Genomic DNA, 12,862 nt, shown 5'->3' on the forward strand with positions numbered 1-12,862 from the left:
CGCAGGGCGTCGTCCGGCGCCCGTGCCGACGGGCGGGCCCCCTGCCGGGCCCCTTGTCCGATGGGCTGTCGCCGACCGTCCTAGCTTGTCATGTCCCGCTCCTTAAGGGGGCGCATCCAGCCGGGTGCGCCCCCTTTTCCGTGGCCGGATCGGTATCTCTTTGTGTAATTACGTATTCGTTGAGTGAAGGTCAGGCGTAGGCTCGGGCATATGCGTACTGCGGTTTCCTGGGGATCCTTAGAGACCTACATGCCGTTCGACGGAGGGGCGCAATGTTCGGGAATGGCGCGATGACCGACAGCGGTGCCGAGCTCCCTTGGCTGGTGATAAGGGAGGACGACAACGGCAATCGCTATCGCGTCGGCAGATATGCCACGCAGGGCGAGGCCCAGAAGATCGCCGACAAGCTCGATACCCGTGGTCACAAGCAGCTCTACTGGGTGGAGCGCATCGGGCAGAGCGCCCGGCCGTAGGGCGCCGGGCCGCGTCCACCGGAAGTCGAGCGGGGGAGTCGCGCGGGGGAGTCGCGCCCCGGCTCAGGGGCGAGGGGCGGTCGGCCGGGGCGGTCGGCGGCCTGGAGGGCCGAGGTGGCCCGGGTGGGCAGTGTCCGTCCGGCTAAGGTCCTGCCTGACGTGGGTTCCGGATGGCGGAGGCGGAGTGATGTCGGTCCTGATCGACACGGTGGCGTGGGTGCGTGTGGAAGGCGGCAGGATTCTCTGCGCGCGGCCACGGGGGAAGGATGTCTTCTACATCCCCGGTGGCAAGCGGGAGGGCGCGGAAAGCGATCTCGAAACCCTGCTCCGCGAGATCAAGGAGGAGCTGACGGTGCTCCTCGCGCCGCACACCGCGGTACACCTCGGTACGTACGAGGCCGGGGCGCCCGATCTGCCGAGCGGCGCCGTGGTGCGTATGAGTTGCTACACCGCGGACTACGAGGGGACGCTGGCGGTGAGCAGCGAGATCGAGGAGATGGCCTGGTTCTCGTACGCGGACCGTCCGCTCGTTCCACCGGTCGACCAGCTGCTCTTCGACGACCTCAAGGCGGCGGGCGAGCTGAACTGAGCCGGGCCCGGCCGCCGTTGTGCCTCGCCGGAGGCGTGTCCGTCCGGAGGTGCCTCGCTCACGGCGCGCCCCTCCGGTGCCGAGCGTTGCCCGTGTGGATGGCTGCGGCGCGCAGTGGTGGCCTCGTGCGCCCCTCTGTCTGCGTACATCTGTTCGTGTGCGCACTCGTACACCCGTACGCCCCACGTGTCGATCGCGGTGGTAGGTTGCCCTGAATATCGGGTATGTGCTGATTAACCCCCGTAAAACAGGACGCTCTCCGTTGCTGGTCTTGGGAAGTGGTCGGCGTGATCGACACCGAAGGCGATTGCGCCGAGTGGACCTTTCCGGCTGTGCCGGGCGCGGTGCGTTCCGCGCGGCATGCCGTTCATGAGGCGTTGCGCGGCTGGGGGCTCGACGACGCCGTCAGGGACATGACGGTTCTGCTGGTCAGTGAGTTGGTCACCAATTCCCTGCAGTACACGACGGGCCCCATCGGCGTGCGGCTGCAACGCCCTCACCTCAACGGTGACGCCCCTTCCGCCCACCCGGGACTGCTCGTGGAGGTCTCCGATCCGCTTCCGGATCCGCCCACCGAACGCAGTGCCGGACCCGATGACGAGGGGGGCCGAGGACTGCAGCTGGTGGCCTGTTCCGCGCGCCGCTGGGGGACCCGGCGGGGAAAGAGCGGCAAGACGGTGTGGTTCGAGCTGTCCCTGCCTGGTTAGGAGTGGGGTGGGACGTGCAGCGATCACCAGAGGCCGGTCCGGAGGCCGGGCAGAACTTGGCCGAAAGGGACTGAGACCGTGCTGTGATCGTGAACGCCGTGTCGGTTGGGACCATAGTGCTGAATACTGCGGGCAGGACCGGTCCGGTGTGTGAGCTGGAGGGGACGGTCGCGTGAGCGAAATACCTGGGACAGCGGGCGACATTGTGTGGCAGAGCAGCCCGCCTGGCTCGATCTACGACTACATCAGGGTCGCCTCCTTCTCGATCGGCCCCGATGGCCAGATCGAGCAGTGGAGCCGCCGGGCCGCCGGCCTCTTCGGCATTGCCGCGGACAAAGCGGTGGGAATGGATCCGGTCGAGGCGTTCATGCCTGCCGACCTGCGCACGGACGGCCACCGCCGGATCGGCGAGATCCTCGACGGCAAGGAGTGGACGGGCCTCGTCCCCTTCCGGATACCGGGCGACGACCCGGTGCACGGGCTCGCCGAGATCTATGTGATGCCGAGCGAGACCGGCAGCGGGGAACGGGCCGCGCTCTGCATCGTCGTGGACGTCCGAGCACTGCGCCACATCGAGACGGACCTTGCCGCGTCACAGGCGATATTCGGTCAATCTCCCTTCGGTTTCGTGCTGTTCGGTATGGATCTCACGGTCATCCGCGCCAACGAGCGCTTCGCTACCGTCTTCGGTGGCCGGGCCACCGACCACCGCGGCCGTACGGTCGACGACTATCTCCCCCGCCCCGAGGCGGACCGGCTCACCGCCACGCTGAAGCGCGTCCTGGAGACCGGCTCCTCCGTCACCGACCTCCAGCTCGTCGGCACCGCGCCTGGTGACACCGAGAACCGCAACTGGTCGATGAACCTCTACCGCGTGCACAGCGGATCGGGCCGGCCCATCGGTATCGCCGGACTGGCCACCGATGTGACCCGACGGCACATCGCCGCCCGCGAGGCCGCCAGCGCCCGCCGCAACCTCGCGCTGCTCAACGAGGCCAGTGCCCGCATCGGCAACTCCCTCGACCTGGAGACCACGGCCCGCGAACTCCTCGACGTCGCCGTCCCCGGCTTCTGTGACCTTGCCTCCGTCGACCTCTACCAGGGGCTGCTCACCGGCGACGACGCGCCGCCCGGCCGCTGGGACTCGCTCCGGCAGGAGTCCTTCGGCGGCTCCGCCGAACTGCGCCGCGTCGCCCTCGCCAGCGCCGTGTCGGACGGTCTTCCCACCACCGGCACCGCGACTGCCACGGACACCGCAGCAGCCGGCACATGCTCCGGCCGGCCCGCGCTCGGCGCCGTACACCGCTTCCCGTACGACTCGCCCTGTGCCACCGCCCTGCGCACCGGCCATGTCGAGGATGTGCCCAGCGACGACCGGGGCTTCGTCCAGTCCACGCTCGCCGTACCGATGGTGGCCCACGACGCGGTGGTCGGCCTCGTCCAGTTCGTCCGCACGAAGGGCAGCGAACCCTTCGGCGAGCGGGATCGTGCCCTGGCCACCGAACTCGCCGCCCGCGCCGCGGTCTGCATCGACAACGCCCGCCTCTACCGGCGCGAACACGAACGCGCCCTGATCCTCCAGCGCAGCCTCCTGCCACCCGGCGACCCCGTCGCCGCGGGCCTCGACATCGCCTGCCGCTACCTCCCCGGCAACACGGCCACCGAGGTCGGCGGCGACTGGTTCGACGTGATCGAACTCCCCGGCCACCGCACCGCCCTCGTCGTCGGCGACGTCATGGGCCGCGGACTGCGCGCCGCCGTGGCCATGGGCGAACTGCGCACTGCCGTACGGACCCTGGCCCTGCTGGACCTGGAACCCGCCGAGGTGCTCTCCGCGCTCGACGAGGTCGCCCGCGGGCTCGGCACGCCCGGCGGCGGCACCTCATCTTCTTCCGGCGGCTCGGGGGGCGGCGCCCAGTGGCCCTCGCGGGCCGCCCACAGGTCCCGCGAGGCGGACCTCTCCGAGGTGTACCTGGCGACTTGCGTGTACGCGGTCTACGACCCGGTCACCCGGCGGTGCACCTTCGCCAACGCCGGTCATCTCCCCCCGGCCGTCGTCGAGCCCGGCGAACCGGCCATGCTGCTCGACGTCCCGCCCGGGATGCCGCTCGGCGTCGGCGGCGAACCCTTCGAGGAGGTCGAGGTCGAACTGAAGGAGGGCGCCCTGCTCACCCTCTACACCGACGGCCTCGTCGAGTCCCGCGATCATCCGCTCGACGAGGGACTGCACGCCCTGCGCGGCGCGCTCGTCGAACCGGACCGGCCGCTCGAAGACGTCTGCGACCACGTGCTGACCACCCTCGACACCCGGCACGGCGAGGACGACATCGCGCTGCTCATGGCCCGCATCCGGGGGCTGCCGGTGGACGCCGTCGGGGACTGGCGGCTGCCCCGCGAACCCCGCTCCGTCGGCCGTGCCCGCGAACTGGCCCGTGGCCAACTGCTGGCCTGGGACCTCGACGAGCTGGTGGACACCACCGAACTGCTGGTCAGCGAACTGGTCACCAACGCCCTGCGGTACGGGGAGGGCGAGATCCGGCTCAGGCTGCTGCGCGACCGTACGCTCGTCTGCGAGGTGTGGGACGCGGGCCTCGTCCAGCCGCGGCGACGGCGGGCGCGCGACACCGACGAGGGCGGGCGCGGGCTCCAGCTGGTCGGTCTGCTGAGCGTGGCCTGGGGGTCCAGGCGCACACCGCGCGGCAAGACCGTCTGGTTCGAACTGGCGCTGCCCGACGGGGAGCCGGCTGCCGAGCCCACGGTCGAGCAGCTGCTGAGCATGTTCTGACAGGGAGGGTTCAGGAGGCCGGCGGGAGCGCCGTCATGACGCTGTTTTCAGGGCGGCGAACCGGGCCTCGACCTCGGCGCTGTCGCCCAGGGCGTCCAGCTGCTCGAACTGGGCGTCCAGGGATGACGCGGCGAGTTCCTGCTTGCCCAGCGCCCGCGCCTCCTCACGCCGCACCTTGTCCTCGAACCGGCTGAGCTCACTGGTCGGGTCGAGTACGTCGATGTTCTTGACGGAATCCATCATCAGGTTCTGCGCCTGGGCGGACTTGGCGCGGGCGACGAGCTCGTCGCGCTTGGACTTCAGCTCCGTCAGCTTGGTCTTCATCTGATCCAGGCCGGACTTGAGCTTGTCCACCACCGCCGTCTGCGAGGCGATGGTCGGCTCCGCGGTCTTCGCCTCCTTCTCCGACTGGAGTTGACGCCCGAGCGCCACCTTGGCCAGATGGTCGAACTTGTCCGCCTCCGCGCCCGCTCCGGCCGCCCGCAGTTCGTCGGCCTTGCGGCTGGCGGCGAGCGCCTTGCCGCCCCACTCCCGCGCCGCCTCGACATCCTCGCGGTGGTCCTGTTCCATCAGCCGCAGATTGCCGATGGTCGCGGCGACCGCCTGCTCGGCCTCCGAGATGTTGGCCGTGTAGTCGCGGATCAGCTGGTCCAGCAACTTCTGCGGATCCTCCGCCTGATCCAGCAACGCGTTGATGTTGGCCTTCGCCAGCTGGGTGACGCGGCCGAGGATGGTCTGCTTGGTCATGGCGCCTCTCCTGTGAGTGAAGTGGGTGAAGTCGCTGAAGCGGGTGAAGCGGGTGAAGTCGCTGAAGTGGGTGAAGTGGGTGAAGTGGCTGAAGTGGGTGAAGTGGCTGAAGCGGGTGAAGTGGCTGAAGTGGGTGAAGTGGCTGAAGCGGGTGAAGTGGCTGAAGTGGGCGAATGAATACGTACGCGTGATGCGCTGAGCCGCGGGCCGTGCCGACCGTTCAGAAGCGGCCGCCGCCGCCCCGCCGGCCACGCGTGCCCCCGCCGCCGAAGCTGCCGGGCCCGCCGCCCCCGCCGAAGTTCCCGCCGAACCCTCCTCCGTACCCCCCGCCACCGCGGCCACCCCCGCCGCCCAGGAGCCCGCCGAGGATGATGCCGCCGAGCACCGCGCCGCCGACCCCACCGCCTCCTCCGCCGCCCCGCACATCGCCCGGCCCGCCCCGGCCCCCGTACGACCGCACGTCCTGTTCGGCCAGGCTGCGCGCCTGCCCGGCCAGGGCGTCCGCCTGCTGCGCCTCGGCCAGCGCGCCCTGCGGATCACCGCTCCCGGCCAGTGCACGGGAACGGTCCAGCCGCCGCTGGGCCTCCGCGAGGCGGGTCCGGGCCTGGCTGCCCACCGCCCCGCGGTGGGTGGCGACGTAGTCGGCGGCGGCGGCGATCGCCGAACGCGCGGTGAGTGTCGCCTGGTCGAGGAGGGAACGGGCCCGGCGATCGCCCTGTTCCTGCTCGCGGGCGCCGGCCAGCGCCGCGTCGAGCGCCGTGTCCGCCTCCTCCACCCTGCGCAGCGCGTCGATGGGGTCGTACGGGCCGGCCCGCAGCTCCCCCTTCACATCTGCGAGCACCGACTGCGCGCGGGCGATCCGGCCCCGCAGGTCCGCCGTCGGCACCCCCGCACCGGTGCCTTCGAGCAGCCCGCCCGCATCGGCCAGGTCGGTCTCCATCCCGGTGAGGGCGGCGGGCAACCGGCCCGCCGCCTCAGCGAGTTCGCCGCTGCGGCGGTCCACGGCGTCGACGAGGGTCGTCGCCTGGTCGACGGCGCCCTCGGCGGCCCGTACGAACACCGCAGCCGCGGCGTTGTCGCCGCTGTCCACCGACTGCCGGGCCCGGTTGAGGGCGGAGGTGGCGAAGACGAGCCGGTCCTTGGCCTGTTCGACGGCTCCGGCGACGGGCGCGGCGGCCGACTCCGCGTACCGGCCACGCATCGCGGTCAGGGCGGCCTCGGCGGTGGAGACGCGGCCGGCGAGCGTACGGAAGGCGGTCTCGGCCGTGGCCAGGGCCTGCGGGGCGTTGCGTTCCAGGGCGCGCAGCCGGTCGAAGTCCTCGGACACGGCGTCGAGGCGGGAGCCGGCGTCCGTGCAGCGGCTGATGATCTCGTCCAGCATCCGGCGTCGCGTCGCGTCGTCCTCGGGAATGGCGTCGTCCAGCTGCTGGCGCAACCGGAACGCGGCGGTCAGCTCGCCCTTCGCGTAGCCGACGGCCTCGGTGAACGGGGCCGCGGCCTCCTCCCCGAACTGGGCGGTGGCGAAGCCCAGTTCCTCCTCGCTGGTGCGGACCGCGTCATCGGTCTCCACCAGCGTCTCCTTCGCCCGGGCATCGAGCTCCGGCAACGAAGTCGGCTGCCGTGGCCCGCCCGGTCCGGCGGAACCCGGTCCCCAGCCGGTCGCGGCGGGCGTGGTGCGGGTCGTGGCCCGCTTCCTGCGCCGGGTGTACGCGTAGCCGGCGACCACTGCCGCCCCGCCGACGACGACCACCGGAAGAATCAGATCCCAGGCACTCGTCCCGCCGGAATTCCCGGTTCCGGGATCGGAGGCGCCGGGTGTGAGCGTCGGCGTGGGCACGGCCTTGCCGGCCAGTACGGCGGAGTACCCGTTCGCGGCGCCGATCGCCGCGCCGGCCCAGTCGTGTCTCCTGAGTGCGGGCTCGACGGCCGTGCTCGCCACGTCCCGGAGCTGGGCGTCGGTGAGGCGTGAGCCCTGTTCGACGGTGTACGCGTACTGCCGGACGTGGGTGGCGACGGCGAGCAGGACGTCGTCGCGGCCGAGGCCGTTCCGGTCGGCCGTCGCATCGGCCCAGCTCTGCGCGGACCGGCCGGAGAAGTCCCGTACGTACACGACGAAGAGCTGGATGCGGCGTTCGTCGTACAGCCGGTCGAGTGCTGCCGAGACCTGGTCCTTGCGCTCGCCGAGCGCACCGACCCGGTCGGTGATCTGCCCGTCCCGGGACAGGGTGACGGGATCGTCGGCGCGAGCGGTCAGCGCGGCGGGCAGGGCCAGCCAGCACACCGTCATCAGCACGGTGAGGAGGGCCCGGCCCGGTATCGGTATCCGGGTACGGCTCACGAGCGGCATCACGTTTGTGAGGCTATGTCCACCCTGGGTGACCCGCGACCCGGCGACCGGGCGCGGTGGCTGTTCGACGCCGAACGCCGCACCATGCCGGCATCCGGGTGCAGGCCCGGCCCGGCGACAAGCTCGCCACCGAGGGGCCGGACGGGCTGCGCCTGGAGCGTGCCGCGTCTCTACGCCGACTTCGCGGCGCGGGAGGGCGACCGGGCGGCGTACCGGAAGGGCTGGAACCGACCCGGCCCCTCTGGTACACCGCCGCGCGGCCGGTCAGATGGAGAAGCGCTCCTTGGCGAGCAACGGACGCACCTTCGACTGGAATCCGCCGGTCCGGAACGGCCGTTGCAGCAGACCGGGGCGGATCGCCTGGGCCAGTGCGGCGGCGATCATGCCCTGGTCGAGGGCGAGCATGTAGTCACTGACCCGGCCGGTGCCGACGTTGACGGAGTCCCGGAACCCGTATCCGTCGTGATAGGCGCCGAAGTCGCGGTCGAGCGCGCGCAGGTTGGCGACCGCCTCGTCCGGCGCGTAGGGCAGCGCGAGGAAGGAGGCGTGCGGGGTGACGACACCGTTGGTGAATGCCGAGGCGGGCGGCAGCGGAGCGCCGTCCTCGGTGTACGTCCGGTCGGTGTTGGAGGCGTATCCGTCGACCTGCATGCCGATCGCGTCGACGCCGTACTCCTGGTACCCGCCCTCGGGAATGTTGGAGGGGGAGAAGCCCCAGTACCCGTACTCCGCTTCCTCCATACCGTGTTCGATCTGGCTGCGGACGTAGCGCTGGTGCGTGAGGCCCCAGGACCGCGGCGACCACTCCGGCTCCGGCACGAACAGCGGCACCATCAGGGCCTCGAACATCGAACCGCCCCAGGTGGGCACGATCTTCCGGCCGCGGTGCGTGTAGTGCCCCTGCCAGACCCGTACACCGTCCATGACGACGTAGCTGCCCCCGGGGTGCTGCTCCTGCCCGTGCTCGGGGAGCATCGTGCGCAGCATGTGCCAGTAGTGGTCGGAGGGCAGCGAGCCGTCCGCGATGCCGAGGTAACTGGCCATACGCGGCTCGGTGTTGAGCGCACCGTAGTGATGGCCGGTGAACTCCTCGGTGTCGGTCCAGGATCCGCCGCGCAGCTGGCCGGGGCCGGCGACGGGGTCGGCCGGGTCGTACGGCGTGTAGTAGTAGGACCAGTCGGCGGTGGCCAGGATGCGGGCGATGCGGGGGCGGAGCGCCGGTGCGGCGTCGGCGGCAATGCGCAGGCCGGTGACCAGCCAGGCGTTGTCGACGGAGGAGAGGAACGGGCGCACCGGGTCGCCGGTGCCGGGCCACTGGGTCAGGACCGAACCGTCGTGCGCGTCGTACCAGTTGAGCCAGAAGCCGTGATGGCGCTCCAGCTTCTCGACGGCCCGGACGGTGTGCTCCAGCCTGCGTTTCATCGTGGCGTCACTGATCACGCCGAGCCCGGCCGCGGCGACCGTCGACCAGAGGCCGCAGCCGATGTTGGTGGGCGAGGTCTGGCGCGACTGGACGGGGGTGCCGGAGCCGCTGACGTCGATCTTGTCGGTGGCGAGGCCGAAGTCGGTCGTCATCGCCTCGATCGAGCGGTACGTATCGCGGAACCAGCGCATGAGCAGTGGTGTGCCCGCGCCTTGCGCGGGCTGCGTGAGCTGTGCGGCGCCTGCGGAAGGCACGGCCACGGCTCCGAGGGACAGGGCGGCAGCCCCTGTTCCCGCGGCGGTGAGAAATGTGCGACGGTCCATCAGAATCCCTCGAAGAAGAGCCACCGACTGTGGGCGGTGGGCGGATTTCGTTCGTCGGTCGTAACTGAAGGGCGGGGCGCCGTGTCGCGTGCGGCACCCGCGTGGGCGCCGCACACTTGCGGGGCTGGATACGTGTGGCGCCCACGCGGGCGATGGGCCTGTCCGGCGGATCGGGCCGGACAGGGCCCGGCTGTACGGGAACCGGCGTCCGTCAGGTATCGCCGGTTCCCGTACGGGCGGGAGCGGTCAGGTCGCTCCCGGTCTGGGGACCGACGTCAGTCGGCGATGCGCGGCAGCGCGCGCGTGCGGCCCATCTCGCCCAGCCAGACGGCGGACGGCTTGGGCAGGCGCTCGAAGGTCTCCGGGTCCCAGCCGATCAGGCCGAAGGTCGGCTTGTAGGAGCCCCACTCGTAGTTGTCGAGCGCGCTCCAGGCCAGGTAGCCCTGGATGTTCAGGCCGTCCTGGAGCGCGGACGCGACCTCGTTCAGCGCGCCGGTGTAGTAGTCGACGCGGCGGCTGTCGTCGTCGGTCGCGATGCCGTTCTCGGTCACGATCAGCGGCACGTCGTTGCCGAGGACCTCGGCGGTGTGGCGCAGCGCGTAGCCGACCGCGCAGGGGTAGTACTCCCACTGCGTGAGGGTGCGCTCGACGCCGTCGGCCGTCGGAATCGGGCCCTCGGGGCCGATCTTGGTCCGGGTGTAGGACTGCACGCCGATCCAGTCGTCGCCGCGGGCGGCCTCGATGAAGACGTCCTCGCGGGGGTGACGGTAGGCCGCGGTGACCTCCTCGGCGCCGGGCAGGGCCTGGTAGACCTGGTTGGCGATGGTCCAGCCGACCTGGATGGCCGGGTTGATCGCCCGGACCTCCTTGACGGCCGCGTGGTGCGCGGCGATGACGGCCTCGGTCGTCTCGTCGTCGGGGGTCGGCAGACCGGCGGGCGGGAAGCTGTTGTCGCCGCGCTTGGCCTGGCCGGCCATGACCGCGATCATGTTCGGCTCGTTGATCGTGCAGACGTGGCCGACGCCCTCGGCGATCACCGGTGCGCAGGCGGCGACGTAGCGCGCGAAGAGCTCGGCCGCGCCGTCGGCGGTCCAGCCGCCGCGCGCCTCGAACCACTGCGGCACGGTGAAGTGGTGCAGCGTGATCATGGGGCGCAGGCCGCGCTCGATGGCGCCCTCGACCATGCGGCGGTAGTGGGCGAGCTCGGCGCGGGAGAAGCGGCCCTCGGCCGGCTCGATGCGCGCCCACTCGATGGAGAACCGGTAGTCCGTGAAGCCGAGACCGGCCAACGTGTCCATGTCCTCGTGCCAGCGGTGGTAGCTGTCGCAGGCATCCAGGCTCGGCTCCTGGATGTGGGTGCCTGCGGCGTGCTCCTTGACCCACCAGTCGCTGTTGGTGTTGTTGCCCTCGATCTGGTGGGCGGCCGTGGAGGCACCCCACAGGAAGCCTTCGGGGAACGGGAGCTGGGCGTGAGTCATCGCAAACTGTCTTTCTGGTGCGTGAAGGGGTGTGGCCGGCGGAGTGCGGGGTGCGGCCTCGTACGTTTCGGGTGGGGCGGCCGGGCGGACTACTTCATGCCCGCCGTGGCGATGCCCTGGGTGAAGTGCCGCTGGAGCGCGATGAAGACGACCAGGACCGGCAGCACGATCAGGAAGGACCCGGCCATCAGCATGCCGTTGGATCCGCCCGCCTTGTTGGGGTCGGTGGCGAAGGTGGCCAGCGCGACCGGAAGGGTGTACTTGTCGGGGTCGTTGGTCGCGATGAGCGGCCAGACGAAGTTGTTCCAGGAGCCCAGGAACGTGAAGATCGAGAGTGTCGCCAGGGCGGGCTTCACCAGCGGCATCACGATCCGCCAGAAGATGTACCACTCACCGGCGCCGTCCATCCGGGCCGCTTCCAGCAGCTCGTCCGGGATCGACTGCATGAACTGCCGCATCAGGAAGACACCGAAGGCTCCGGCGGCGAACGGCAGCACCAGACCCGCGTACGAGTCGATCAGGTGCAACTTGCTCATCAGCACGAACAGCGGCAGCAGCATCAGGTTGCCGGGCACCATCAGGGCGCCGAGGACCAGGCCGAAGATCTTGTTGCGTCCGGCGAAGTTCAGCTTGGCCAGGGCATACCCGAGCATCGAGCAGAACACCAGGTTCGAGACGGTGACCAGCACCGCCACGATGACCGAGTTCATGAAGTACAGCGGCAGATCGAGCTTGTCGAGCAGGTCCCGGAAGTTGTCCAGCGTCCACTCGGTCGGGATCCACACCGGCGGGCTCGCGGTCAGCTCCTGCGACGTCTTGAACGCCGAGAGGGCCATCCACAGGAACGGCGCCGACATGATCAGCAGTCCGAGGGAGAGCAGGACGTAGACGAGGACGCGTTTCGGGTTGCGGGCCTTCTTCGCGCCGGACTCCGGTGCGTCCTGGGGCTTCTTCGCCGGCGCCGTCGAGACGGCGCCCGGTGCACTGGTGGCGCTCATTTCGTGTTGTCCTTCAGCAGTCGGAGCTGCAGCACCGTGATGCCCATGATCACTACGAAGAGGACATACGCCATGGCACTCGCGTAGCCCATGTGGAAGAAGTTGAAGCCCTCGCGGTACATGTTCAGCGAGACAGTGAGCGTGGAGTCCGAGGGACCGCCCTGGGTCATCACGAACGGCTCCTCGAAGACATTGAGGTAGCCGATGGTGGTGATCACCGTGGCGTAGAGCAGCGTGGGCCGCAGCAGGGGCACGGTGATGCCCTTGAACTCCTGCCAGGCACCGGCGCCGTCCAGCCGTGCGGCTTCCCGCACGTCGGTGGGGATGGCCTGCAGACCGGCGATGAAGAGCACCATGACCGTGCCGAGGTTGCGCCAGACCGCCATCGCGATCATCGAGGGCATGGCGAGCGTCTCGGAGCCCAGGAAGTCGGGCGAGGTGAGGCCCACTTCGGAGAAGAGCCCCGCGATGAGCCCGTCGCTCGGGTCGAGCACGAACCGCCAGACCACGGCGACCGCGACGATGGTCGTGACCACCGGTGCGTAGAAGCCGACGCGGAAGAAGGTCCGCGCCCGGTCGATGCCGTTGTTCGCCAGTACGGCGACGACCAGCCCGAGAAAGATCGTCAGGGGGACGCCGATCACCACGAAGTACGCCGTGTTGAACAGCGACTTGAGGAACTTGCCGTCGCTGAAGAGATTGACGTAGTTCTCGAAGCCGATGAAGTTCGCGTCCAGCGGGCGCGTGACATTGCGCAGCCCGAAGTCGGTGAAGCTCATCACCAGCGTCGCGAGGATCGGGAACGCCATGAAGACGAGGAAGAGGACGAGGAAGGGGGTGGAGAACAGCCAGCCGGCCAGGTTCTGCACGCCCATCGACGACTTCTTGCCACCCCGGCGGCGCTCGGGCCCGGTGGCCGGGGACTCGGAAGCCCCCGGCCCGGCCTGCACCGTGGCCGACTCCGCGGCCTTTGAGGTCATGGTGCGCATGAC

General features: G+C 70.3%; 11 protein-coding genes. 5 read left to right on the forward strand and 6 right to left on the reverse strand.

What is annotated here, in order from left to right; translation table 11 throughout:
* Positions 1–290 precede the first annotated feature (290 nt).
* The 4 genes from OG306_RS25050 to OG306_RS25065 all read left to right on the forward strand — a co-directional run bounded on the left by OG306_RS25050 (position 291) and on the right by OG306_RS25065 (position 4,554).
* Positions 291–473, forward strand: coding sequence for an SPOR domain-containing protein (locus OG306_RS25050; RefSeq protein WP_266748314.1), 183 nt, complete (start codon positions 291–293; stop codon positions 471–473).
* 187 nt (positions 474–660) lie between these two features.
* Entirely contained in the window at positions 661–1,062 is a 402-nt protein-coding gene (locus OG306_RS25055) for an NUDIX hydrolase (protein ID WP_266748315.1), read from the forward strand.
* Positions 1,063–1,340: 278 nt separating this feature from the next.
* Positions 1,341–1,769 carry an ATP-binding protein gene (locus OG306_RS25060; protein WP_266748316.1) on the forward strand — a complete coding sequence of 143 codons (429 nt, stop codon included), beginning with the start codon at positions 1,341–1,343 and terminating at the stop codon, positions 1,767–1,769.
* Positions 1,770–1,974: 205 nt separating this feature from the next.
* Positions 1,975–4,554, forward strand: a complete 2,580-nt coding sequence (locus tag OG306_RS25065; protein WP_266752408.1) for a SpoIIE family protein phosphatase — start codon at positions 1,975–1,977, stop codon at positions 4,552–4,554.
* Between the two features lie 33 nt (positions 4,555–4,587).
* Here the strand turns inward: OG306_RS25065 and OG306_RS25070 are convergent, their stop codons facing one another.
* Positions 4,588–5,301, reverse strand: a complete 714-nt coding sequence (locus OG306_RS25070) for a PspA/IM30 family protein (protein ID WP_266748317.1) — start codon at positions 5,299–5,301, stop codon at positions 4,588–4,590.
* A gap of 25 nt (positions 5,302–5,326) precedes the next feature.
* Here OG306_RS25070 and OG306_RS25075 point away from each other — a divergent pair, with 25 nt between their 5' ends.
* Positions 5,327–5,500, forward strand: coding sequence for a hypothetical protein (locus OG306_RS25075; protein WP_266748318.1), 174 nt, complete (start codon positions 5,327–5,329; stop codon positions 5,498–5,500).
* 21 nt (positions 5,501–5,521) lie between these two features.
* Here OG306_RS25075 and OG306_RS25080 read toward each other — a convergent pair whose 3' ends face one another.
* The 5 genes from OG306_RS25080 to OG306_RS25100 all read right to left on the reverse strand — a co-directional run bounded on the left by OG306_RS25080 (position 5,522) and on the right by OG306_RS25100 (position 12,859).
* Positions 5,522–7,648, reverse strand: coding sequence for a TPM domain-containing protein (locus OG306_RS25080; protein WP_266752410.1), 2,127 nt, complete (start codon positions 7,646–7,648; stop codon positions 5,522–5,524).
* A gap of 264 nt (positions 7,649–7,912) precedes the next feature.
* Complete coding sequence (locus OG306_RS25085; protein ID WP_266748319.1) at positions 7,913–9,394, reverse strand: glucoamylase family protein; 1,482 nt, start codon at positions 9,392–9,394, stop codon at positions 7,913–7,915.
* Between the two features lie 275 nt (positions 9,395–9,669).
* Complete coding sequence (locus OG306_RS25090; protein WP_266748320.1) at positions 9,670–10,872, reverse strand: glycoside hydrolase family 1 protein; 1,203 nt, start codon at positions 10,870–10,872, stop codon at positions 9,670–9,672.
* Between the two features lie 89 nt (positions 10,873–10,961).
* Entirely contained in the window at positions 10,962–11,870 is a 909-nt protein-coding gene (locus tag OG306_RS25095; protein WP_266748321.1) for a carbohydrate ABC transporter permease, read from the reverse strand.
* Positions 11,867–12,859: a carbohydrate ABC transporter permease gene (locus OG306_RS25100; protein ID WP_371665627.1), complete on the reverse strand. Its 993-nt coding sequence runs from the start codon at positions 12,857–12,859 to the stop codon at positions 11,867–11,869. The genes OG306_RS25095 and OG306_RS25100 overlap by 4 nt, the downstream gene beginning before the upstream one ends.
* Positions 12,860–12,862 lie beyond the last annotated feature (3 nt).

This window comes from Streptomyces sp. NBC_01241 (genome assembly GCF_041435435.1).
Classification (GTDB): Bacteria; Actinomycetota; Actinomycetes; order Streptomycetales; family Streptomycetaceae; genus Streptomyces.